Origin of the sequence: 'Nostoc azollae' 0708, assembly GCF_000196515.1 — a bacterium.
Taxonomy (GTDB): domain Bacteria; phylum Cyanobacteriota; class Cyanobacteriia; order Cyanobacteriales; family Nostocaceae; genus Trichormus_B; species Trichormus_B azollae.
Window position 1 is genome coordinate 2,225,001 of record NC_014248.1, and the last position, 23,374, is coordinate 2,248,374.

The following is a 23,374-nucleotide window of genomic DNA, read 5'->3' on the forward strand; positions in this document are numbered from 1 at the left end:
TAAAATAGGTAAAAATCCTTGTACCATAAGGCGTGAGGATGTATAGAAACACCCAATATCAAGAAAAGCTATCAGAAAACTTTGAACTGACTCTCACTGACCTAAAGGTATGGGGATTCTTAAGGATTCCAAAAATGAACTCTTAAAGTCGTAGCCAAAGCAATTCTGATATCTTTAATAAGATATAATATGTAATATTGCCTATTAGCAGTGGTTGAGGCATAAAATCCTCATGGCAGCTTACCCTACCAGAACGCTTTGCTTATATCTCCGTCTTAAAAGATATAAGAACGCACGAATTATCAGTTACCTCTTTCTTAAAAACTAGTTAATTTATACAAAAATTTACAGACTTTCCAAATAACTCAAAAGGTCTGCCATTTCTTGTGGACTGGGCTGGAATTTTGGCATGGGAGGGGTTTCACCACTAATAACTTGGTGAATTAAGCCATATCGAGATTTGTGCTTGGAGACGGCTTGCAAGCTTGGACCTACTAGCCCATCGGCTTGTAAACCGTGACATCCAGCACAGTTGATTTGAAAGATAGCTTTTCCCTGTACTGGGGTTCCCTCCAGTGATACAACGCTCTTGATGTATGGATCGGAGGCTTGAACGATGTGAACACCAAGAATGACCAAAGGTATTGCTATGAGTATCGCTAAAGCCGACAAAGCGATCCACTGAATTAAAGTTTCAGGTTTGGTAAGCTGGTTATTCAAAAGGGTTGCTTTTACTGTCTAGGTGTACAAAAAATTTTTCATCTCCTACACATAGCTTAAAATCTCTTGATTGTACCTGCAACAAGCACAGATGACAATCTTCATAAAAAAATAGGCTCAAAACCCTCGAATCAAATCCTAAAAATCTTTTGCCGAACTCCGAACGTCTGAAAGACAAGATTGGGATTAACGAGAGTAAAGCTATTAGAGGTGCTTTAACTACACCTTTAAGAGTCTTCTTTGGACTGCTTAAGATTCTCCGTACTTTTAGATCCAGGACAATTCAAATTGTATTTACATTCTCACAACGGTGTAGGGCGCGGCATTGATGCTGGATTTGGTAAAATCAAAAGCAGGAAAGGAATGTTGAATAATAGTAAAGAGGATATTTACAGTGGTTGAACCCTTGTTGTCCGGTATTGTTCTTGGTCTAATTTTCGTTACTCTTAGCGGGCTTTTTTACGCTGCTTATAAGCAATATAAGCGTCCCACTGAGTTGGGAGGCTAAAATCGAGTTAGGAGTTAGGAGTTAGGTGGCAGAGGTGAGGAAGGTGAGAATGATGATTTTACTTGTCTATCTCTCTTGCTCACCCTGTTCTTGTAGTTCTATTTTTTCTGATTGCCTGGTTTTGTAGAATGTGAGTCCTGTGTTGCCATAAACTTTTTGATGGTAGATTTCCCAATTGGGGATTTCTGGTGGTTGAAAATTTTGGGGACTATGTTCGACGGCTATTTCTCCATGAGTATTTAAAAGCTGATATTGAGCGAGCGCTGCTAAGACTGGTTCATATAATCCAATAGCATAAGGCGGATCAAAATATATTCTGTCGAATTTCTGACTTGATAACTTTTTTAACTGCTGGAGTAAATTTCCGCGTAATATCTGAAATTTTTGTTCTTTAGTAGCTACTTGCTGCCAATTTTCCTGGATAATTGCACAAGCTCGACTGGATAGTTCAATTCCTACTACTAAGCTGGCTCCTCTACATAAAGCTTCTGCACCCATTGAACCACTACCGGTGCATAAATCTAACCAGCAACAACCATCTATTGTTCCCTGCCAAATATTAAAAACTGCCTCCCGTACTCGCGCACTGGTAGGTCTAGTTTCTTTTCCTGGTAAAGTTTTTAGCAGCCGATTCCCATAAATTCTCAGACTCATGATTTATTGGTCAGTTAGTCATTTAGTCATTGGTTTTTAGTTTTAAACAACGGAGAACAGATAATAGTGCAAATTTTTATTAAGCAGGAATTTTTTCGCGGACTTGAGCCACAAAATTAGATAAAACTTGCAAACCTATATTAGATGATTTTTCGGGGTGAAATTGGACTGCCATGAGATTTTCATGAGCGATCGCAGCTGTGACAGTTTGACTCCCATGAGTAACTGTTGCTGCTCGAATGTGTGGTTCAGTTGGGTCAACATAGTAGGAATGGACAAAATAAACCCAAGGTTGAGCGGGTAAATGTTCCCACAAAATGCTTTTTGCCTGAGTGAGTTGTAGTTGATTCCAACCCATGTGGGGAATAGCAATACTCGCTTCTGGACGAAATCGGCGAACTTTTCCGCGCACAATTCCTAGTCCTCGTTGAGTACCTTCGGCACTAGATTCAAACAAAATTTGCAGTCCTAGACAAATACCTAAGAACGGTTTACCAGATGAGATCGCATCTTTAATAGGTTGTTCTAAACCACGCTCTCTCAGGTGTTGTACTGCTGGATCAAATGCTCCAACTCCAGGCAAAACTATTGCATCTGCCTGTTCTAATTCTCTGGCACAATAAGTTACTTTAGGAGTTGCCCCAGCTTTTTCTAAGCCTTTGCAGACTGAGTGCAAATTTCCCATTTCGTAATCTACGACCGCAATCACTGGCATTTACCTGCTCCTTGTAATTTTATTAGGGAAGGTATTTATATTCTAATTCTAAATAATATTTGTTATGCAGAAAGAAATATTATTAACTTCTTTTTACACTTGGCTGAGTGATCAACAATCAAATTCTTCCGATGATTTGTTACTCGAACTAGCCAAAATGGCTTGTGTCTGTGATGATTTAATTTTTTCGCGGCGACTACCTATAGATGTTGACCTTCCTGGTTCTCGAGTCATTGTTAAAATCAATGAAATCAAACCTGATTATGTTATTTGTTGTGGCATGGTGGCCAGTTGGATAAATTTAAGTGTGCAAGTAAGTGCAAGTATCATATCTGTAGAGACTACTGACATTACATTTATAGATTGTGCAGAAAATATTTTGCAAACTACTGTTGATGTTGAACAATTAATGGCGGAAACAGCAGGAGTTGATATTAGGTACGACTGTGGTGGATTCGTATGTGAAGGTCTTTATTATTCAGTATTGGACTACTTATACCAATCTCAACTGCCTATTCCTTGCATTTTTCTTCACGTCCCGATTTTGAATCAAGAAAATTTGATGATCATTATGGCTGATTTTGTTTTAAGTATTAATAATCTGGTAATTACTTAATGAAGGTAGGAAGTAGAAAATACTCATGCAAGATTTTTTTGATGTAGAATGCCTTAAGTCCTGACCAATTCAAGCGGGTTCTCATTTTTAATTTTTAATTGCTTATGTTGCCACTATTACTCGGTTTGACTCTCGCTCAAGCAAATCAATCCTCACCACCACCTGAAGAAGTGGTACAACCACAAGAAGTTCGAGCGTTATCAGGACAGTTAGATACTGTGCCAGTTTTTAATAGCAATAGCCCAGAATTGGTATTAAAAGAAGGTATATTACTTTCTACCTTTCCCCCGAACGGTAAAAAGGTACCAACTGCACATTTAAATTTTGCTTTTCGGGGACGCTTTGATATTTTTGCTCATCATGTTGCTAAAGCAGAACCACCAGAAAGTTTGCGTTCTTTGTATTTAGGCATCATTTTGCATAACCCTGGAACTCAGCCAGTAAAGGTGAATATATTACAGGGGGCAAGTTATTTAAGTCAACCGGATGCACCATTTATTAAGTTGGATGCTTTTATCCCTAATAATGCAGGTACGGTGTTTGCCGGACCGGGTAGTCGTGTGATGTCTGATGTGCTGGGGGGAAGACGACAAGGAATTTTCCCTGCTCAAATTGTCATTCCTCCTGGGGAAAGTCATATGTTATTAAATCTACCTATTCCGGTGCAAGGATTGACACCACCATTAAATGGCCGTTCTTCATTTATGCGTCTGCGGAGTAATGGTACTGTGTATGCTGCTAGTCTGGCTATGTTTGCACCAACTAATAAAGATGGTAGTGAACGTGCGCCAACTTTAGGAGAATGGCAAAATCTACTGAATAATGGTGAATTATCCACACCTAGAGATAAAGTTCCCACTCCTTTAGAGGAGACTGGTAAACTGAGAATTTATGGAAGAGTGGCAGGTGTAGCGAGTGGTTCGGTGTGGCGATCACTCTTGGTAGATAGTCCTAAAACTAATTATTTAACTATTCCCCAACCTGGTCAAGCTTTTTCTTATGTTTTAAGCACAGTGGATGGTGGTACTTTGGGAACTGGTCAAATTCAAAGTGCATCTATGTTAGTGCGTTATCCTGATACAGCTTATCGCGCCCATGGCAATTATGGAGTTCAATATAGTTTGAAGTTGCCTTTGTACAACAATACACAAAGTCACCAGAAGGTGAGTGTGTTGGTGCAAACCCCAATTAAAGAAGATCAATTAAGTCAGTCAGGGTTGCGCTTTTTCACTAGACTAGCACGTCAAGTTTTCTTCCGGGGAACTGTGCGAATTCGGTATAAAGATAATCAAGGTCAACCAAAAACGGAATTTGTGCATTTAGTCCAAACCAGAGGTGAACCAGGTCAACCTTTGGCGTTATTAAATATGAAACCAGGTGATCGCTCTTTAGTAGAAGTAGACTTTCTCTATCCTCCTGATGCTTCACCACCACAAGTTTTAACTGTGTCAGTTCAAGAGTAAATTGCCAAATTAAATGACCACTTGTACAGTGACAAATTAACTGTCGCTTTCTGGGAGGTTAGAATAACATTATGTTTTTATAAAAACTATTTTGTTTATGAACAGAGATAAAACTTTTGATTGAACTGTTCATACCTCACGTATTCCTGGGGAAGGCATATCACAAGGAGACAATACATCTCCTGAGATAAATCTGATTGTCACAGAACTCTCTCAAGAAGGTAATACAAAATTTGCTCGAACCGTGTGATCGCACAACTTATGGACAAAAGTTGAAGGAAGCTGGTGAAAAATAGCTGTATCAGTCCGAACAGTTCAAGCTTTAGTCAAAAAGTGGGAGCAGGATGGCTTAGTCAGACTGACTCAAATAGGTAGGACTGATAAAGGAAACCACCGAATTGGTGAGTTTTGGGAAAACTTCATCATCAAAACTTATCGGGAGGGTAACAAGGAAAGTAAACGCATGACTCCTAAACAGGTTGCTCTCAGGGTTCAGGCCAAAGCCCATGAATCGGGTGACTTAAAACCTCCTAATTACAGGATTGTTGTACGGGTATTAGCTCCCATATTGGAAAAACAAGAAAAAACTAAAAGTATCCGCAGTCCTTGTGGGAGGGGGACAAGACTTTCACTCAGTTAAAACCCGCGAAGGGAAGGATTTATCTGTTGATTACAGCAACGATGTCTGGCAGTGTGATCATACCCGTACGGGTGTGTTAGTAGTAGATCAGCATGGTGAATTTCTAAGTCGTCCTTGGTTAACAACTTTAATTGATACCTATTCTCGTTGCATTATGGGTATAATCTAGGTTTTGATACACTTAGTTCTCAGGTAGTCTCCTTAGCATTACGCCATGCGATTTTACCGAAAAGTTACGGTTCAGAGTACAAACTGCTCTGCAAGTGGGGAAGTTATGGTAAGCCAGAACATTTTTATACTGATGGTGGTAAGGACTTTAGCTCTAACCACTTAAGGGAAATTGGGGCGCAATTAGGGTTTGTCTGTCATTTACGACATCGCCCTTCTGAAGGTGGAATAGTAGAACGTCCTTTCAAGACATTGAATTGGTGGTGTAGTAGCACGGTAGGAAAGGTTTCATTTTAATCCTCGTCCTAGTCAAAAAGAGTTAGAAGCGATCGATTGCATCTTAGAAGTGGATACCCAAATATTAGCCAAAATGCTTCCACATCCTGGGGTGAGTATCCAGTATGAACCCATACTGTTATGTGGTGCTTGTTATGCGAAAATACCTTGTCACCTTCTTTAAACCCACATTCGGCACCATAAAGTGCCACAGAGAGAAATTACGGAGAGGAAAAATCCAATGGAGCATAAAAACAAACATATGCAGTGAAAAAAGGCATTGGAGACACAGTAAAGCACCAAAAATAGCATCAAAAGCTATTCTCAATAAGGAGCAATAAGAAAGAACACCGCCCAGAGGAGTCAACAGATCAATACTTAGACTAATATATTGAAGTAAAAAAAGAAATTATGGACATAGTAAAATAGAGCTATAAATCAACGACATTAGGTTATTTTATGATAGAAATTAAATCAATAGAGAGGGAAATTAGGTAAGTAATTGATAGTAGGGAAAACAATGCTCTGGTAAAAGATTCACAATGAAATCTCTCTCTTGAGTCTAGTAACAGATGTGTTTTTCTTGGTTTAGTGTAACTAAATGAATAGACTGAAAGCATGGAAAAATCCAGCGTAAAGTGGGGCGGTCAGTTGGTTTGCCCAATTGATTTTTTACTGTCGATTTAGACTCTCTCAAAGGGGTTCTAATTTGTCGTTGAGCTAAAGTATAAACCAGCAGACATAAACCCATAATCATTCCCAGGGACTCTATTCTCTCTGGACTTTTTAGGAAAATACTGTCTGCAAAAAATAATGGGTCTTTGAGAAAAGCAAACCCTCTCTCGCAAGAGTATTGAGCTTTATATTCACTCAAGATGGAGTCATGGGTAAGTTCATTGGAATCCAAAAGGTTTGTACCAATAATAAAAGGCCATGCCCTCAGAAATTCTGTATTAATTTTACTTTCATTCTGGGAGACTGTAGCTGATATTTCAGAGGATATCTTTCCTGAACTATCCTTTTTCTTAGATTTGATTTGAGTAACTTTACTCTGGTTAATTTGGTGATACTTGAATTGTTTGAATAGTTGAGATAACCCCTTGATAGCATCAGCTTCACAAGCAAATTTTCCTGGTGATAACTTTTTGAAATCTTGCACAGCTTTTGATTGTGCTTTGGTAATTTTTTGTGAGAGTTTACCCAGGTCTGATTCTCTTCTTTCTTGACTTTGCACTACTAACCATCTTTGTTCTATTCCTGGATAATTTACTGTTTTTTAAGCTAGTTTATATCCGGGTAAGTTACTATCAACAAATTCTGTTTCTGGTAATGTTGATATTAATGATTGTGCTGATTTTACGCTTAATGGCACTGGACATAACCAGGTTAAATCTGACATCATTCATCATTTTTAGATTTGATTCTGTATATAAGGCCCAGTCTGCTACTATGAGACTGTTAACTTTTAACTGTTTTTGGTACTCTACTGCTATTTTACCAAAGCATGATGAATCTGCTTGGTTTCCCGATGCTAGTTTTAAAAATATATATTGGTATGTCTCCATCTCCTGAACATATCATTTCTATGATGAACTGTTTTAACTCCGGTCTATGGTCACCAGAATAACCGTAGGTGATAGTTATTTCCTTTGGTGATTTTACTGCTAATTCTTCTATTTCTTGATTATTTCCTACTTTTCGACTCTCAAATATTACTTCTGGTAAGCTGGTATTATATTGCCCATATATGTACATTTATGATGAGTCTAGATGCCCTGCTCATAGGGATACTCCAAGTGTTTGGGCTGCTTTTAAGGCGACAAGAAAAAATATTCTATCCAATCCTTTTATAAAAAGTTTATCCATGACTCTCCCCAGTTTATCGTCCTTGAGATATTCTGGTGTTACTCCTGCTCCTATTAGATACTCACAGGGGATTGTTTCAAAATCTTGGGGAAACATATATAAGGGTTTCTATACAAATCCTAACCCGTTGATTATCATGGGTTTTACTACATGACCCGGACTTACTTTCTCTCCAATTTCAAGGATTATTTCTACTACTCCTATGGGGTCTATTATTCCCGCTACGATGCCTAAATGGTATAGGTTTTGAATCTCCATTTTTTGAAGCTTTGATTTCACAACAGAATTATCCACAACTCCTGTTGTGATTAAATCATTTATTCTTCTGTTCTAATTTAATTTTTAAATCATTAAATTTTCTTTTCTTTTATCTTCTTTACAAAACTTTATTCTCTCACTCTATTCCCATTTTAATCATACTTGTTCTTATTAAGCCTTTTCTTCCCTGCAGGAGCTTTAGTTATTGTGTACTACTATCTGTGACAGTTAGGGTGCCGAAGGTGGGATATAATGCGCCCCGCTGGGAATATTAAATGCAGCTGTATCTGAAATATACAAGAGGCTTTCATCAGGACTACACGCCACTCGGTTAGGATGCACCATATCTGTCACTACAGGATAAATCTCACCTGTTGGTGGTTCAAAGCGATACACGTAACTTCTGGCTTGTTCTTGTTCGCCACCATACCCTTGATTTAGCTCGGTAATTCCGGATCGGTAAACCAAGTTCTGCCGTCGCTTTTGACAACCAAATCATTGGGGCTATTGAGGCGTTTACCTTGGTAGTGATCGGCTAAAACCTTCCACTCTCAATCGTGTTCCTGGCGGAAAATAGCACGCAAACTAAAGGAACAAGCAACTATACGACCTTCCAAGTCTCGGTAATTACCGCTTTGGTAATAAGATGAGTCACGTAGGATAGTTACACTGTTACTAGGATTCTAATACAGTAGACGATTGCCATGAGCATCACTCCACATAACGCTATCATCTTCTTGGATATAAACAGGGCCTTCACTGTGAACTGCGCCTTTAGCCAGCTTTTGCCGTGAAGCATCTGGGGATGGGGATAGGATTGCAAGCAGGCTTGCCATCAATCTCTATGGCTTTAGCCATAAGAACCTCCTGTTATTTAACTTAGTACCTGATTACGGGACGTAAACAAAAATCAAGCCTAAAGCCGTGGTTATCAACCAGGAATAGTAATTGTAGATCCTGGATATGGCCACAATACATCTTTCTTATTAAAAGATGGAAAATCGGAATTTAAAGTATTGAGGAGGATTAGCTAAAAATCCCAAAGTCCTTGCCAGTGACCAAGAGGATAGTCCACAAATAATTAGGTTAGATGAATTAGCACAAAGTTTACCCCAAGAGGCTTTTACAGAAATTCAACTGGAGTTAGATAAACCTAAAACATTATGGGTAGTAACTAAAGAAGTAGAAATATCAGCCTTAACTAACTGGAAAGGGGAATATTACTATCGTCATCAACACTTCTACCTTCTCTCAAGCCACTGATATTGACTACTTTATGACCAATGTTTCTTCATCAGTTGTCACACCCCAATGGATAGTTGATACATATTCTCGAAGAAGTTGGGTAGAATTTGTTTACAGGGAAGCCAAGGGATGGTTAGGACTCAAAGAATATTAAGTTCGAGATAACAGCAGTTTACTGCGCTATTTTATTTTGGTTTTCTGTGTCTACACTTTTATTCTTTGCCATCAGTGGACTGGAGGATTAAGACCAAGGTGGGCTAAGAAACCTTTGAATACTTTTACTGCAGCCTTAGAAGCGTTGAGAACAGCCATATCTTTTCTATTTATTGATTGGTTCAACTGGAATCCGGACGTGTTTCCTTCTGATCAAGCCAGTTTGGGCTACATTTGGGCTTGATTTTTGTTTACGTCCCGCTAACCACATATCAAAAACTAAAAAACCCTCCGCGTACCTCCACACTAATGCGTTCAAAAAAGAGAGATAGAAAACTCTACCTCTCCACAAAATAAATAAATTATTGAAACCAAATCAGATTTTAGTATCTGCTGGGTTTGTGAACGATAAAGCTGAGAACTTGGCACTGTTTGATGTTGTCAAAACCAACAACACGAACATAGCAGTTACCATACTGAGAACGGCAAGCTTGAACTTCACCTAATACTTCTTGAGTTGTTTTAGCACTAAACAAAGGTAGCTTCCACATTGTCCAGAATAATTCAGTAGGTTCAGAAGTTTCGTTGAACTCAACTGCTGGGATGTAGCCTTGGTTCAGAATGTACTGAACTTGCTTGGCGATTTGCGCGTCAGATAGAGGAGGAAGATAAGAGAGGGTTTCGTAACGGCGCTCTTTTGGTAAAGTTTGCATAGCTGTTGATAATTGGGGGCTATTTTTCACTGATTGGTTTTTGGGGCTTGCGCCTATCCTAACTGGATAAATTATCCAAGTCAGGATCTAAAATTGTCTGCTGTTCAGTTTTTGGGGCGGGATTTGATAAATTTAATTGCGTGATACGTTCAAGATGCTGGCGACGCTGTTCCATGTTGGCTTGCTGAATGCCAGTACGCACCATTTCTGGTAAGAAATCTGTCACTTCTGCCGCGATGTGTTCCCTGACAGTCATAATCCGCAGAGCCAAATCTGAGTTCTCCCGAAACAGTTCCTCAATATACGCTTCTCCATCTTGCATTTTTCCAGCAGAAAAGTTTTGCAACCAATGTGCTAATGGAGGATTTGTTTCGCCTAGCTGTGCCAAAACAGTCATAAGTGCCTGATAAGTCAGATAACTTTGGAGAGTTTTGGCTATGTCTTTCGCAATTTGCTTTAGATTCATGCTTAACCCCAGCCCCATTGATTTTAGATTTTAGATTTTGGATTTTAAATTCATCCAATAGTCCAAAATCCCAAATCCTAAATTATCAGACGGTATCCATTGCTTCAAACTCGAACTTGATTTCTTTCCACAGTTCGCAAGCAACGGCCAGTTCAGGAGACCACTTAGCAGCTTCGCGGATAATATCGTTACCTTCACGAGCTAAGTTACGTCCTTCGTTACGAGCTTGGATACAAGCTTCTAGGGCTACACGGTTAGCGGTTGCACCAGGAGCGTTACCCCATGGGTGACCAAGTGTCCCACCACCAAACTGTAGTACGGAGTCATCACCAAAGATTTCTACGAGTGCGGGCATGTGCCATACGTGGATACCACCGGAAGCAACTGCCATTACACCAGGCATAGAAGCCCAATCTTGGGTGAAGTAGATACCACGAGACTTGTCTTGTTCAACGTAGTTTTCACGTAGTAGGTCAACGAAGCCCATTGTGATGCCGCGTTCACCTTCCAACTTACCAACAACTGTACCGGTGTGAATGTGGTCTCCACCAGACATACGTAACGTCTTAGCTAATACACGGAAGTGAATACCGTGGTTCTTTTGACGGTCAATAACAGCATGCATAGCACGGTGGATGTGTAGTAATACACCATTGTTACGACACCAGTGAGCCAAGGTTGTGTTAGCTGTGAAACCTGCGGTCAGGTAGTCATGCATGATGATAGGCATATTGAGTTCTTTGGCGTACTCAGCCCGTTGCAGCATTTGTTCGCAGGTAGGTGCGGTTACGTTTAGGTAGTGGCCCTTGATTTCACCGGTTTCTGCTTGTGCTTTGTGGATTGCTTCTGCTACGAATAGGAAGCGATCACGCCATCTTTGGAATGGTGCAGAGTTAATGTTTTCGTCGTCTTTGGTGAAGTCCAAACCACCGCGCAAACATTCGTATACAGCGCGTCCATAGTTCTTCGCAGACAAACCCAATTTGGGCTTGATCGTACAACCCAACAAAGGACGACCATACTTGTTCAACTTGTCGCGTTCAACTTGAATACCATGAGGAGGACCTTGGAAAGTCTTCAAGTAAGCAACTGGAATCCGCAAGTCTTCTAAACGTAATGCACGTAATGCTTTGAAACCGAATACGTTACCTACGATAGAAGTCAACATATTGGTTACAGAACCTTCCTCAAACAAGTCCAGAGGATAAGCAACGTAAGCAATGTATTGGTTATCTTCACCAGGAACTGGTTCGATATCGTAGCAACGACCTTTGTAACGGTCTAGGTCGGTGAGCAAGTCTGTCCATACAGTTGTCCAAGTACCTGTAGAAGACTCAGCTGCTACCGCAGCACCAGCTTCTTCGGGTGGAACTCCAGGCTGAGGAGTCATCCGGAATGCTGCAAGAATATCTGTATCTTTAGGTGTGTAATCGGGAGTGTAATAAGTTAGTCTGTAATCTTTAACCCCAGCTTGATACCCAGATTTAGCCTGAGTCTTAGTTTGCGCGTAAGACATATTTTTCTTCCAAGAAGTCAATCTTTTTACTATCAAATCACGTTATGTGCAACTTTTTATCACCCTTTATCTTTCTTTTTATCTCCCTGTAGATATAAAGAAAACTTATAATTAGGTCTGTTTGTTGGTTGAGGGTAGCGTTCTTTGTTTTGTAAATACTTGGTAACAGTACCAAATTACCGCACCTTTTTATCTCTATATAATAATAGTAGAATAATAGTAGAGGTGCACATCTAGGCGCTTGGTTTTTTCCCTTGTTCCACGAAGACAAAGTCTTTGATATATCTTTTGCTTACTGTACTAAACCTGCTTAGTTTCAGAGAAACTTCGCCGCTTTATGGGCATTCTTTAAAATTTATGCCTTAAAACTAGGAAGAATTAGGGTTTGAGCCTGTCAAGCCTATTCTCCCGGTTCTTATCTCCTGATATCTTTCTCATGATTTGGGAAAAAAGATATAGAGGAAACTTCACTAACTGCGGTTTAGCTCCAGGATGAGCCAAAGATAAAAAAGTACACACGACGGAATTTGTAACTTGTCTCACAATATATCAACAATTCAATAAGTTATCCTTTGAAAGTTCTTAACTCATTGATTTAAATTTCTTATTGAAAGAATTCAAATAAATGAGTTAAGACTGCTTTACAAAGGGTGATTATTAGTTATATATCAGTACAGTTCCAGATTAGGCTTACCATTATTTGTTAGTTTTGCATTCTGAATTACTAAGTTCTTAGGTACTGTCTCCAAAGGATATAAAAGCGTGGTATTATTTAATAGACGTACTCGTTTATTGATGATTTCTACTTTACTGGGGATAGCTATCAGCCCCAGTATAGGCATACGAGTAGGATCCCAAGAAAAACCTGATATTAATCCCGCTAATAATGCTACTTATCCAGTTGGACCTCCTCCAAAACGAGTAGATCCTTTACCGGATGATAGAGATGTGCAGGAGAGAGAAGCAGAAACTGATTATCGTATTAGTAGCTTATTAGGTGATTTTGCTGGTAATTTGTGGGTAGGTTCTTGGCGTGGTTTATCGCAGATTGACCCGAATACGGGTAATATTATTGCTCGTGTCAGTTTACCCAATGTGACTATTGGTGCATTAGCTCAAGATAAAGTCGGTCGTTTGTGGGTCGGTAATTATGAAGGGTTGACACGAGTAGACCCCCGCACTAATGAAATTACAGCCCAAAATTTATTACTACCTTCCAAAAGGGTGTTGTCGCTGCTGATTGATAAACGCGGTTATTTGTGGACAGGTACTGATAGTGGTTTAGCTTTAATTAGTCCCGATCAAGGCTTGATCATGACAACAGTTAAAAATATGCCTGGTGTTTGTGTCAATGCAATGACCTTAGATGCTGAGGGTCAGCTTTGGGCTGGGACTTTGGATGGACTGATCAGGGTGAATACTGCCAGTGCTTTGATTATGAAGAGGATGAACAATCTACCAGGGTCGACAGTACAAACTTTGGCTATTAGTCCTGAAGGGTTAATTTGGGCAGGGATGCCAAATCAATTACTGGTAGTTAATCCGAAAAATGGTATTGTGCTTAGGTCTGTAACTCCTCTGCGCGGACGAAATGTAACTTCAGTTCGTTTTGCTCAAGATGGTAGTGTTTGGGTTGGTACTACTAATGGTTTACTACGATTAAATCCGAATACTGGAGCTTTGTTAGATAGAGTTCCGGGACTTCCTTCTAGTCGGGTGCTGACGGTTGTTCCTGATCTTGGTAATAAGTTGTGGGTGGGAACCAGTGAGGGACTAGCTTGGTTAATGCCTACAATGGATAAGGCAAGACCTCATTTTGGTTTTGGTCGGAGTGTGAAGTAGGTTATGGGGTATAGGGTATGGGGTTCAAGACTGAGAGAATAAGAATAAATAGATGTATTCCCTGCTGTCTTTTGCCTCTTGTCTTCTGTCACCTATTCCCTACTTCCAATTTTGAATTTTTAATTTTGTTTTGAATTTTTAATTTTGAATTTTTAATTGATTATGGTAATTACTACCCAGCAATTAATTCAATGGAAACAGCAGGGACGGGCAATTGTCGCTTTGACTGCTTGGGATTATGTGATCGCTCAACTGTTAGATGCAGCTGGTTTAGACTTAATCCTGGTAGGAGATTCTCTGGCAGTAGTGCTTGGGTATAATACAACGCTGCCAGTAACTCTAGATGAAATGATCCATCATGCTAAAGCTGTACGTCGTGGTGTCAAACGGGCTTTGGTTGTGGTTGATTTACCATTCTTAACCTATCAAGAAAGTATTTCCCAAGCGATGCACTCAGCCGGAAGGGTGTTGAAAGAAACAGGCGCACAAGCGGTAAAATTAGAGGGTGGACATCCCTCAATGGTGGAAACGGTGGCCAGGTTGGTGCAAGCGGGAATTCCGGTAATGGGTCATGTAGGATTGACACCACAATCTTTACATCAACTAGGTTTGCGACAACAGGGTAAAAGCCCAGAAGCCAGTGAGAGAATTTTAAATGAAGCGATCGCTCTCGAACAAGCAGGTGTGTTTTCAATAGTATTAGAACATATCCCGCCCCAACTAGCCTTACAAATTACCCAAAAGTTGCGTATCCCTACTATTGGTATTGGTGCAGGCTGGGAATGTGACGGACAGATTTTAGTTACTTCCGATGTCTTAGGACTTTCGGAAAAGCAACCGCTGTTTGCTAAAGTTTATACAAATCTGCGGGAAGAGATTACCAAAGCTGTCCAGAATTATGCTTTAGAAGTACGTGATAGATAATTTATGTAAGAGATAATCAAATCACAACTCATCACTTAAAAGTTGTTACTATTGGAACACCGCAAACTATCACGTTTCCCGACCACACCCAGCTACCAGAGTTCAAGGGCGAATTTGTGAAAAGTTTTTATAGCTCAGTACAGTGAAGGCTTACAGCAGCTGGTTTGATATAAAAACCCATAATTTTTGCTGAATTGAGACAGATAAAGACTAAACTTAAAAGTCTTGTACAGCACAACCTGTAATTTTAAATGAAGTAATCATGTCCAAGGTTCTTGTCTCTGATCCGATTGACCAAGCTGGTATTGACATTCTTTCCCAAGTTGCTACGGTTGATGTCAAAACAGGTCTAAAACCAGCAGAACTAATAGAAATTATTGGTGAGTATGACGCGCTAATGATCCGTTCTGGAACTCGCGTTACTCAAGAGATTATTGAAGCTGGCACACAATTAAAAATTATTGGTCGTGCTGGTGTAGGTGTGGATAATGTGGATGTTCCTGCTGCTACCCGCAAAGGTATTATAGTAGTTAACTCTCCAGAGGGAAACACGATCGCCGCTGCTGAACACGCACTAGCAATGATATTATCTTTATCCCGTCATATCCCGGATGCAAATGCTTCCGTTAAACGCGGTGAGTGGGATCGGAAAACTTTTGTGGGTGCAGAAGTATACAAAAAAAATCTCGGTATTGTTGGGTTAGGGAAAATTGGCTCCCATGTAGCGTCTGTAGCTAAGGCTATGGGGATGAAGCTATTAGCTTATGATCCCTTTATTTCTACAGAACGGGCTGAACAAATGGGTTGTCAGTTGGTAGATTTAGATTTGCTATTCCAGCAAGCAGATTATATTACTTTACACATCCCTAAAACTCCAGAAACTACCAATTTAATCAACGCTAAAACTTTGGCGAAGATGAAACCAACTGCTAGAATTATCAACTGCGCTCGTGGTGGCATCATTGATGAGTCAGCTTTGGCAGCGGCGATTAAAGAAGGTAAAATCGGTGGTGCAGCGTTGGATGTATTCGATTCTGAACCCCTGGGAGAGTCTGAGCTGCGATCGCTCGGTAAAGATATTATTCTTACTCCGCACTTAGGTGCATCTACCACAGAAGCCCAAGTTAATGTAGCCATAGACGTAGCTGAACAAATCCGTGATGTTATTTTAGGACTACCAGCCCGTTCTGCTGTTAATATTCCCGGACTCGGACCCGATATCTTGGAAGAACTCAAACCCTATATGCAGTTGGCGGAAACCTTGGGTAACTTGGTAGGACAACTAGCAGGAGGAAGGGTGGAAACACTGACTGTCAAACTACAAGGGGAACTGGCAACTAATAAGAGTCAGCCTTTAGTAGTAGCAGCCCTGAAAGGACTACTATATCAAGCTTTGCGGGAACGAGTAAATTACGTCAACGCTAGCATAGAAGCCAAAGAAAGGGGTATTCGCGTTATTGAAACAAGGGATGCTTCAGCACGAGATTATGCAGGCTCACTGCATTTAGAAGCTACAGGTACTTTGGGCACTCATTCTGTCACAGGTGCTTTGTTGGGTGATAAAGAAATCCACCTAACTGATGTTGACGGCTTCCCCATTAACGTTCCACCTAGCAAATATATGCTGTTCACTCTCCACCGTGATATGCCAGGAATTATTGGTAAACTCGGTTCTCTATTGGGTAGTTTTAATGTCAATATTGCCAGTATGCAGGTAGGACGAAAAATTGTCCGTGGTGATGCGGTCATGGCTTTAAGTATTGATGATCCTTTACCCGATGGCATTTTGGATGAAATTACAAAAGTACCCGGCATTCGAGATGCATATACAGTAACACTTTAACTTTGGATTACAAATAGGTGACAGGTGGGTGATAGGTCACAGTTAGATTTCCTATCCCTCCTTCCCTCCTTCCCTATTCCCTATTGCCTGTTCCCATGATAAATCTAGAATCTAAAATCTAAAATTTTATGGCAAATACTTGGTGGGAACTGAAAATTTTATGTGAAGTAGACCTAGAAGATATTATCTTTTGGCGACTGGAAGGTTTTGGCTGTCGTGGTACAGCCAGCGAAAGTAAAGGGAATTCCTCACTATTAAAGGCTTATTTACCAAGTTTTCAAGCACAACTACTAGATTTGTCGGCCCTATCACTATGGTTGCGTCAAGATGCTTTGTGTATAGGATTGCCATCTCCCCTCCTACACTGGAATTTGATTGATGAGGAGGATTGGGCTAGTAGGTGGAAACAGTATTGGCAACCTCAAGAAATAGGTGATCGCTTCCTAATTAATCCCGCATGGCTACCGTTACAGGACTCACTAGAACGGTTAGTGATTCGCCTTGATCCGGGTATTGCTTTTGGTACAGGCAATCATTCCACAACTCAACTGTGTTTAGAATCTCTAGAAATGCGCCTTAGCGAAGTCTCCACAGGTTTTATTGATAAGAATGAAAAAAAACAATCTTTAGTAATCGCAGATATCGGCTGTGGCTCTGGTATCCTTTCCATTGGTGCCATACTTTTGGGAGCAGAAAAAGTTTATGCAGTCGATAATGATCCCTTGGCTGTGAAATCAACTTTCAGCAATCGCGCCCTTAATGATATTAATTCAGAACAGTTAATACCTGCCCAGGGTAGTGTAGATATTTTGACAAAACTGATTTCTCAACCAGTGGACGGTATTGTTTGCAATATTTTGGCTGATGTCATTATTGAGTTAATTCCAGAAATGGGAGCTATTACTAAAACTACTAGCTGGGGGGTCTTTAGCGGTATTTTACTAGAACAATCTAAAGCTGTTGCTGATGTTTTAGAACAAAATGGCTGGGTTGTAGCTACTCTCTGGAAAAGAAAAGAATGGTGTTGCTTAAATGCACGTCGTTCTTAAAAAGAATAGGTGACAGGTGACAGGTAACAGGGAAGAGTATATAGGGAAGAACTAATTAATTATTCATTCTCCCCTATTAGCAAATTAAATCAGAGCTCTCAGATGTTGAACTAGCTGTGGTGCTTGGACTACACCCTCAATTCTATCTACTGGCTTACCTTCCTTAAATAGTACCAAGGTTGGTAAAGCAGCTATTGCATATTGACTCGCTAATCCTGTATACTTATCAGTGTCAATTTTGACAATTTGTAAACGGTCTTTCAATTGAGCATTAACTTGTTCTAAAATTGGAACCATCATCTGACAAGGACCACACCAGTCAGCGTAAAAGTCCACTAATACTGGAACATCAGAACCTGATAACATTTCTTCAAAGCTGTTAAATTCCTTTTTAGTTGTCATGATGGCACATACCGATTTTTAATTGTTTGCTTTAATGGTAGTTCTTGGGTTATGGAATTGCCGGAATTTTATTTTTTCTTGAGAAATATGGTCTCACACAGAGAATGGACGAGAGATATAGCAGGAGTCAGGAGTCAGGAGTCAGGAGTAAAAGTCTCTTGCTCTCTTGGTTTCAATTTAGATTCTGTACCTCATTAGACCTATCTTTAAAAGAAATTTTGTGGCAAAATAAGCAGAAAAAATATAACTGTGTATATCAACAATGACAAGTCCCCTAGAAAGAATAGAATTATACCCCTAGGAATCAGAAAGATTAATTGGGATTAAGTATGAAGACCTTATCACATTAGTAGCATTAGCAGAAAAAAGGTATCTAGAGAAACAAGCAGAAGTTGAAAAAAGAACAATTAGGTTAATAGCGTCTGGAGGAGGACGTAAAGCAGAAATCAGCCCAAAGGAGGGAGTATGTCTATGCCTAGTAGACCTCAGACAGAAGCCAACATTTGAAATTCTAGGACTATTGTTTGATCTATGGAGGACAAAAGCAAATAACACATTTAATTATTGGGTAGCAATTCCGAGGGGAATTTTACCTATCTCCCAAATAGAAGAGGTCAAAAAAGACGAGCAAAAATATCAAGAAATATGGGAAGGACTGAGTGAGTAAGTCATGATCTTTAAATTATCAGCCTTAAGATTATCTTTTTTAGAAAGCTATGTTTCTTAAAACTTTTAATAATTTTGATATTTTCATCCCCAAACCCCTATTTTTGCCGTCAGCCATAATTAGTGTTTCATCCCAGTTATAGTTCTTGTAACGCTTTCACAGTAAGATTTTTATCGTTTGTGGACAAGTCTATTGATCTGCAATCTGTTGTAAGTGAGTCGGTGTTAAAAAATCAACCTATGTAACGAAATGTCAATACAATAAATACCTTGCAAATAGGACATTTCATGGTTTTTACAAAACTAAACATAGATAGAGTAAGCCACAAAATAAACATTCCTGTCTTGTCATGCTATATCCCTTCGGGACACTGCGTCAACGCGGAGCGTGGCATATGACTCATACGTCGTCACGCAAACTATAGTCATGCGCAGTAAAACAAAATGAAGTATCTCATGACTTTTTACTACACTTCATTCCGTAGGGCTTGCACCACGCTGCGCTAACAGAATGACATTGGGTATTTCTTTTTGTGGAGTTCTCTTATCCAACCTCGCAAAGAACATTTCCCCAAAACTACCGTCTACAAAATGACGTAGTTTCCAGAGTCCAGAAACCATGAATCGTATACAAAAAAAGGCTTGTCACCAGAAATTACTCATCAGGATCAGCTTAGTAACCACCATTCTCACTCCCTATTTCGTCACTGCAACCCCACCCAGAAACCCAGATAAAACCGTCAACTGTGAAATTCTCGTTGTTGGTGGTGGACTTTCTGGAGTCGCTACAGCTTATGAAGGGTCACTCGCAGGAAGGACAGTTTGTTTAACAGAAATTACCGACTGGTTAGGTGGACAAATATCTTCTCAAGGTACATCTGCGTTAGATGAAAGACCAACCCAAAGAGCTAAACAATTCTATTCTCGTGGATATTTAGAATTGCGAAACCGTATTCAACGCAAATATGGCAAACTTAATCCTGGTGACTGTTGGGTAAGTGACTCCTGCTTTCTCCCCCGTGATGCTCACAACGTCATCACAAAAATGCTTAAAGACGCCGAAAAACAGGGTAAAGGAAAATTACAATGGTTTCCAAATACCGTAATTAAAGATTTACAACTTAGCCAAGATGGTAAAATAATTAATAGTGTGATCGCAATACAACACCAACCAGCAAAAAATGCACCACCCCTCAATACATTCACCTTATCTCAAACCATTGAAGACGCTTATAGTTACCAAAACTCATCCCGCTTCACTAAAACTATAATTCGCTTTCTTCCCAAACAATCTCAAAACAAAACCTCAAAATGGTACGTTGTAGACACCAGTGAAACTGGGGAAATTATCGCTTTAGCAGATGTTCCTTACCGTTTGGGAATTGATGCGCTTTCCTATCTCGAACCTTCATCTTCCACCACGAGTAATGATCCTTATTGTACCCAAGGTTTTACATACACCTTTGTAATGGAGGCAACAAAAGAACCGGAAAACCAAGTAATGCCACCGTTTTATCCCGAATATGCGCCTTATTTCAGCTATGAATTAGCAAGATTAGCAAATTTTGATTTAGTTTTCACCTATCGTCGTATTTGGAGTCCGCAACAGGGAAAACAAACTAAATTTGGTGGTGTTAATTTTACGAGTCCCACCCCAGGGGACATATCCATGCAAAACTGGACTTGGGGAAATGACTACCGTCCAGGAACAAGCAAAGATAATCTAATTTATACTCATCAACAATTAAGATCCACAGGTCAATTACAGCCTGGTGGCTGGTTAGGAGGACTAAGAACTGAAACGTTCCGCAAAGGAGAAGAAAATTCTCTCGCTTATTATTACTGGTTAGTTGCTGGAAATACTGATTCTCAACTAGGTGCAGGTGTGAAGCAACCCCAACCTAACAATCGCTTATTAACAGGTTTTAATTCCCCAATGGGAACTGCACACGGTTTATCGAAATATCCATATATGCGAGAAGGAAGACGCATCATCGGCCGTCCCAGTTGGGGACAACCGGAAGGCTTTGGTATTTGGGAAGTAGATATTTCTCGCCATAATTATAATGATGAATATTACCGGAAAACCCTACCGACAAATATGTACCGGCAGTTAAAAGCGACACTGGCAGGTTTAGAGGTAACTTCAGTAATTAGGGGTGAAATTTCCCCAGATAAAGCGATGAGACGCAGTCGTTCCACGATTTTCCCGGATGCTGTAGGTATGGGTCATTACGCCATAGATTTTCATCCTTGCATGGTAAAGAGTCCAGCGGAAACACCGGGAAATAAAGAACGACCAGGAGAAAGAAGGGGTTCTGGTAACGCTTATCCATTCCAAATTGCTCTGAGAGCAATGATTCCCCAAAAAATTGATAACTTATTAGTAGGAGGTAAAAGTATTGCTACCAGTCATATAGCTGCGGCTGCGTATCGCGTACATTCCTTTGAATGGTCTTCTGGTGCTGCAGCAGGAACTGTGGCCAGTTTTGCACTTAAACATAATATTGCACCCTATCAGTTAGTGAATGATTTACCGAAACCAGAACCGCAATTACAAGTTTTAAAACGGCTGTTGGAACAAAATGGTAATCCTACGGCCTTTCCTAATACTTCCATTTTTAACCAAAAGTGGGAAGATTGGAAGTAAATCAGTTATCAGTTATCAGTTTTTTCTGTTTACTGTCACCTAATGTGGTAGAAAGTCAGAATTAAGGGTTTGTTCGGAACTGTAAGGACATATTTCTGGAAATACCTGTTGACCTAATTTTGTTTCTCTCATTGCTAATGCTCAACCAAGTTCATAAGCGGTGAGAAAAAGTTCCTCTAAATAAGGTTTTAAGCTGGCACTATCTTGTAAAAGTAATTTGATTTGAATACGTTATTCTTTAATTGTACTCAGCCAACTATTACTACGTTTTTCAGCTTGAAATTGCCACTTTAATAAATGTCCTAGGAACACAGCTATTTTATTTCTCAATTCCTGTCTTTCTTTTCTCCCCAAAGTTTCGAGTTCTTCAATTAAATTAACGGTGTCTAATGTATCCCATTATTGAGTTTTGAGTAAATTAACCTGTTCTTGAGTCCAAGGGTGGAAGTCGGTTGTATCGAGAGCAAAGGTGTTCATTTTCGTACCTGTTATTAGTTTATATATTCCTAGTACAGTACGGCGTAAATAAACCAACCATTCCAAATCTCTGAAAAGCTCAGGCCATATTCATTTTGAATTTTGTTGGCGCAAGCCTGCTGGAAGCACTATTTTGTTGGCGTAGCTCTTCTGAAAGAAGGATTTTGAATTCACGGCGCTACTAGTTCAATTGTATTGTCGATGAGTTATCCCCAATTCTCAATCCAAGAATGGATTAAACTGGTTATTTGAAGTGTAGTTTTGTAAAACGTAGTTTTTAATTTATGGAGACAAGACTTGCAGCTGTTTATTACGATATGGCCACAGCACCAACTGTAACACCTGATCGGGTTAATCAAGTTACTCGGAAAACCTATCCTAATTATAAGGTGATTGTATTGAATGATGATTTCAATACTTTTCAGTACGTAGCTGAATGTTTGATGAAGTATATTCCGGGAATGTCAGGCGATCTCGCTTGGGATCTGACCAATCAAGTACACTATGAAGGACAAGCGATAGTTTGGGTTGGTCCCCAAGAACCAGCAGAATTGTACCATCAACAGCTGCGACGTGCTGGATTAACAATGGCACCGTTGGAAGGAGCTTAATCATGACTAAACCCACTGATGGCAGACTTGTTTAGAATTATTCTACCCACATTCCTGGCCTTATCCCCATTGTAGAACGTTTATGTCAACAGGATGGGATTTCTACTGTGACACCGACGGTCATTGGACGAGTGAAAGGCCATGCGCCAAAAGTGGGCGTCTATACCTATTCGTGGGGGTTATAGAATTATTGCACGCCAGGGAAAGACGGTGCAAGAGGTTTTTGTGCTAATAACTTTACCACAGGAACAACTCAAATATGCGATCACTATAGCCATGAAAATTGCATGAATAAGAAAATTGAACCAGAGATGAATCAAAAACACTCCTCCCTTGAAATTTGACTATTCTTCAACTTCATGTACTGAAAATTTATGTAATGGCAAACTGAGAATACAAGAAAAAGTTAAAAAATATGACAAAGCTCTAGTAATCTTTAGAGTTGTGGTTAAACCTTCCCAATCTGGTAAAACCATTTTTTCAATACCAAAAGCAACACAGTAAACTAGCCAGTAAGCAAAGCTCATTGTCAACAGGACTTCTCCTGACGCTTGGGCTTCATCTTTCTCTATCTTACTGTCCCATAATAATACTAGGCCAACAATACAAGCCACAAAGGAAACAGCAACTACAAACTCGTGACAAAATAGATTTGCTAAATACATTTGTCTTTAACCCCCATCTTAGATGATGTCTGTATCGACATTAGTCTAAAGGTATAGTCCTTACAGCTACACAAAATATTTACAAAGTGCAATACTTGATAGCCATATCTGTAAGTAAATAATTACAACAATAATCATCTTATGTATTAAGTCTTTTTAAAGTAAAATTCTTCATCACTTAGACAATTACCAAATTCTCAAATTGCTTTATCTAGTACAGTAAGGCGTAAATAAAACACTTATTCCAAAAGTACGAAATGCTTGCATT

General features: G+C 39.7%; 23 protein-coding genes and 4 pseudogenes. 14 read left to right on the plus strand and 13 right to left on the minus strand.

Annotation, left to right across the window (positions count from 1 at the left end):
* Window positions 1-345 precede the first annotated feature (345 nt).
* Entirely contained in the window at window positions 346-720 is a 375-nt protein-coding gene (locus AAZO_RS10155) for a c-type cytochrome (RefSeq protein WP_013191176.1), read from the minus strand.
* A 394-nt stretch (window positions 721-1,114) separates the two neighbouring features.
* On the opposite strand from AAZO_RS10155, the gene petG reads away from it, so the two are divergent.
* Window positions 1,115-1,228 (plus strand): cytochrome b6-f complex subunit V, encoded by a 114-nt coding sequence (gene petG, locus AAZO_RS29750; RefSeq protein WP_013191177.1) that lies wholly within the window; start codon window positions 1,115-1,117, stop codon window positions 1,226-1,228.
* Between the two features lie 66 nt (window positions 1,229-1,294).
* Here petG and rsmD read toward each other — a convergent pair whose 3' ends face one another.
* The gene (gene rsmD / locus AAZO_RS10160; RefSeq protein WP_013191178.1) at window positions 1,295-1,882 is read right to left on the minus strand and encodes a 16S rRNA (guanine(966)-N(2))-methyltransferase RsmD; all 588 of its coding nucleotides are present in this window, start codon (window positions 1,880-1,882) and stop codon (window positions 1,295-1,297) included.
* Between the two features lie 79 nt (window positions 1,883-1,961).
* Window positions 1,962-2,597: an imidazole glycerol phosphate synthase subunit HisH gene (gene hisH / locus AAZO_RS10165; RefSeq protein ID WP_013191179.1), complete on the minus strand. Its 636-nt coding sequence runs from the start codon at window positions 2,595-2,597 to the stop codon at window positions 1,962-1,964.
* Window positions 2,598-2,661: 64 nt separating this feature from the next.
* Here hisH and AAZO_RS10170 point away from each other — a divergent pair, with 64 nt between their 5' ends.
* The 4 genes from AAZO_RS10170 (at window position 2,662) to AAZO_RS35245 (ending at window position 5,781) form a co-directional block, all read left to right on the plus strand.
* Window positions 2,662-3,213: a pyroglutamyl-peptidase I family protein gene (locus tag AAZO_RS10170; protein WP_013191180.1), complete on the plus strand. Its 552-nt coding sequence runs from the start codon at window positions 2,662-2,664 to the stop codon at window positions 3,211-3,213.
* Between the two features lie 104 nt (window positions 3,214-3,317).
* On the plus strand, window positions 3,318-4,676 hold the full coding sequence (locus AAZO_RS10175) for a DUF3370 domain-containing protein (protein WP_013191181.1): 1,359 nt from the start codon (window positions 3,318-3,320) through the stop codon (window positions 4,674-4,676).
* 608 nt (window positions 4,677-5,284) lie between these two features.
* Complete coding sequence (locus AAZO_RS35240; protein ID WP_049790655.1) at window positions 5,285-5,485, plus strand: hypothetical protein; 201 nt, start codon at window positions 5,285-5,287, stop codon at window positions 5,483-5,485.
* Window positions 5,464-5,781, plus strand: a complete 318-nt coding sequence (locus AAZO_RS35245; RefSeq protein WP_049790656.1) for a hypothetical protein — start codon at window positions 5,464-5,466, stop codon at window positions 5,779-5,781. The genes AAZO_RS35240 and AAZO_RS35245 overlap by 22 nt, the downstream gene beginning before the upstream one ends.
* 118 nt (window positions 5,782-5,899) lie before the next feature.
* Here the strand turns inward: AAZO_RS35245 and AAZO_RS37730 are convergent, their stop codons facing one another.
* The 4 genes and pseudogenes from AAZO_RS37730 to AAZO_RS37755 form a co-directional block, all read right to left on the minus strand.
* Window positions 5,900-6,148 (minus strand): C4-dicarboxylate ABC transporter, encoded by a 249-nt coding sequence (locus AAZO_RS37730; RefSeq protein ID WP_081462752.1) that lies wholly within the window; start codon window positions 6,146-6,148, stop codon window positions 5,900-5,902.
* 102 nt (window positions 6,149-6,250) lie between these two features.
* A pseudogene (locus AAZO_RS43635) lies at window positions 6,251-7,884 on the minus strand (IS1634 family transposase).
* Window positions 7,885-8,112: 228 nt separating this feature from the next.
* Window positions 8,113-8,352 (minus strand): hypothetical protein, encoded by a 240-nt coding sequence (locus tag AAZO_RS37750; RefSeq protein ID WP_228371597.1) that lies wholly within the window; start codon window positions 8,350-8,352, stop codon window positions 8,113-8,115.
* A 215-nt stretch (window positions 8,353-8,567) separates the two neighbouring features.
* Window positions 8,568-8,720 (minus strand): hypothetical protein, encoded by a 153-nt coding sequence (locus AAZO_RS37755; protein ID WP_228371598.1) that lies wholly within the window; start codon window positions 8,718-8,720, stop codon window positions 8,568-8,570.
* Window positions 8,721-8,807: 87 nt separating this feature from the next.
* Between AAZO_RS37755 and AAZO_RS29770 the strand changes: the two are divergent.
* Window positions 8,808-9,526 (plus strand): annotated as a pseudogene (locus AAZO_RS29770) (transposase); the annotation flags it as partial.
* Between the two features lie 139 nt (window positions 9,527-9,665).
* On the opposite strand, the gene AAZO_RS10195 reads toward AAZO_RS29770, so the two are convergent.
* The 3 genes from AAZO_RS10195 to AAZO_RS10205 all read right to left on the minus strand — a co-directional run bounded on the left by AAZO_RS10195 (window position 9,666) and on the right by AAZO_RS10205 (window position 11,977).
* The gene (locus AAZO_RS10195) at window positions 9,666-9,995 is read right to left on the minus strand and encodes a ribulose bisphosphate carboxylase small subunit (RefSeq protein ID WP_013191182.1); all 330 of its coding nucleotides are present in this window, start codon (window positions 9,993-9,995) and stop codon (window positions 9,666-9,668) included.
* A 58-nt stretch (window positions 9,996-10,053) separates the two neighbouring features.
* Window positions 10,054-10,461 (minus strand): RuBisCO chaperone RbcX, encoded by a 408-nt coding sequence (gene rcbX / locus AAZO_RS10200; protein WP_013191183.1) that lies wholly within the window; start codon window positions 10,459-10,461, stop codon window positions 10,054-10,056.
* Window positions 10,462-10,546: 85 nt separating this feature from the next.
* Window positions 10,547-11,977 carry a form I ribulose bisphosphate carboxylase large subunit gene (locus AAZO_RS10205; RefSeq protein ID WP_013191184.1) on the minus strand — a complete coding sequence of 477 codons (1,431 nt, stop codon included), beginning with the start codon at window positions 11,975-11,977 and terminating at the stop codon, window positions 10,547-10,549.
* 762 nt (window positions 11,978-12,739) lie between these two features.
* Between AAZO_RS10205 and AAZO_RS10210 the strand changes: the two genes are divergently transcribed.
* From AAZO_RS10210 to prmA, 4 genes are all read left to right on the plus strand, one after another.
* The gene (locus tag AAZO_RS10210; protein ID WP_013191185.1) at window positions 12,740-13,819 is read left to right on the plus strand and encodes a ligand-binding sensor domain-containing protein; all 1,080 of its coding nucleotides are present in this window, start codon (window positions 12,740-12,742) and stop codon (window positions 13,817-13,819) included.
* Window positions 13,820-13,981: 162 nt separating this feature from the next.
* Window positions 13,982-14,743, plus strand: coding sequence for a 3-methyl-2-oxobutanoate hydroxymethyltransferase (panB, locus tag AAZO_RS10215; protein WP_013191186.1), 762 nt, complete (start codon window positions 13,982-13,984; stop codon window positions 14,741-14,743).
* A 262-nt stretch (window positions 14,744-15,005) separates the two neighbouring features.
* Complete coding sequence (gene serA / locus AAZO_RS10220; RefSeq protein ID WP_013191187.1) at window positions 15,006-16,586, plus strand: phosphoglycerate dehydrogenase; 1,581 nt, start codon at window positions 15,006-15,008, stop codon at window positions 16,584-16,586.
* 128 nt (window positions 16,587-16,714) lie between these two features.
* Window positions 16,715-17,635: a 50S ribosomal protein L11 methyltransferase gene (prmA, locus tag AAZO_RS10225; protein WP_013191188.1), complete on the plus strand. Its 921-nt coding sequence runs from the start codon at window positions 16,715-16,717 to the stop codon at window positions 17,633-17,635.
* A gap of 84 nt (window positions 17,636-17,719) precedes the next feature.
* On the opposite strand, the gene trxA is transcribed toward prmA, so the two are convergent.
* Window positions 17,720-18,037, minus strand: a complete 318-nt coding sequence (trxA, locus tag AAZO_RS10230; RefSeq protein ID WP_013191189.1) for a thioredoxin — start codon at window positions 18,035-18,037, stop codon at window positions 17,720-17,722.
* Window positions 18,038-18,482: 445 nt separating this feature from the next.
* Here trxA and AAZO_RS37760 point away from each other — a divergent pair, with 445 nt between their 5' ends.
* Window positions 18,483-18,704: a helix-turn-helix domain-containing protein gene (locus tag AAZO_RS37760; RefSeq protein WP_228371693.1), complete on the plus strand. Its 222-nt coding sequence runs from the start codon at window positions 18,483-18,485 to the stop codon at window positions 18,702-18,704.
* A gap of 618 nt (window positions 18,705-19,322) precedes the next feature.
* On the plus strand, window positions 19,323-21,353 hold the full coding sequence (locus tag AAZO_RS10235) for an FAD-dependent oxidoreductase (RefSeq protein WP_013191190.1): 2,031 nt from the start codon (window positions 19,323-19,325) through the stop codon (window positions 21,351-21,353).
* Window positions 21,354-21,392: 39 nt separating this feature from the next.
* Here the strand turns inward: AAZO_RS10235 and AAZO_RS29780 are convergent.
* Window positions 21,393-21,830: pseudogene (locus tag AAZO_RS29780) on the minus strand (DUF29 domain-containing protein).
* A gap of 284 nt (window positions 21,831-22,114) precedes the next feature.
* Here AAZO_RS29780 and clpS point away from each other — a divergent pair.
* Window positions 22,115-22,441 carry an ATP-dependent Clp protease adapter ClpS gene (clpS, locus tag AAZO_RS10240; RefSeq protein ID WP_013191191.1) on the plus strand — a complete coding sequence of 109 codons (327 nt, stop codon included), beginning with the start codon at window positions 22,115-22,117 and terminating at the stop codon, window positions 22,439-22,441.
* Window positions 22,442-22,491: 50 nt separating this feature from the next.
* Window positions 22,492-22,732: pseudogene (locus AAZO_RS10245) on the plus strand (DUF2103 domain-containing protein).
* Between the two features lie 53 nt (window positions 22,733-22,785).
* On the opposite strand, the gene AAZO_RS10250 reads toward AAZO_RS10245, so the two are convergent.
* Entirely contained in the window at window positions 22,786-23,106 is a 321-nt protein-coding gene (locus AAZO_RS10250) for a hypothetical protein (RefSeq protein ID WP_013191192.1), read from the minus strand.
* Window positions 23,107-23,374: the final 268 nt, after the last annotated feature.